The following is a 282-nucleotide window of genomic DNA, read 5'->3' as shown; positions in this document are numbered from 1 at the left end:
CGAGCTGGGACGACGTTCCCAGGACCCACGCGTCCGGCCGGATGTCTTCGCCCGGTTCACGGTCCTCAACCTGCCGACCGAGGACCAGACGGACGCCGACTTCATGGCGTTGACCGGCCCGTACCTGAACACCCCCGAGCACTACCGCGAGAACCTGTACCGCTGGCCGGAGAAGTTCGGGGCCATCGCCCGGGCGTTCGTCACAGCCCCACCCGGCGGGGTCGTCATCCACTGCGCCGCCGGCAGGGACCGGACGGGCATGGTGGTGGCGCTGCTGCTGGC

At 70.6% G+C, this 282-nt stretch carries 1 protein-coding gene; it reads left to right on the top strand.

Annotated elements, in window-relative coordinates; translation table 11 throughout:
- Nucleotides 1-282: tyrosine-protein phosphatase (locus FNH21_RS16800; RefSeq protein WP_191932101.1), on the top strand; the 282-nt coding region annotated here is incomplete at both ends.

Origin of the sequence: Arthrobacter bussei (assembly GCF_009377195.2) — a bacterium.
Classification (GTDB): domain Bacteria; phylum Actinomycetota; class Actinomycetes; order Actinomycetales; family Micrococcaceae; genus Arthrobacter_D; species Arthrobacter_D bussei.
Note: the sequence above shows the minus strand (reverse complement) of the source record. Positions and strands in the feature narration are given on the sequence as shown.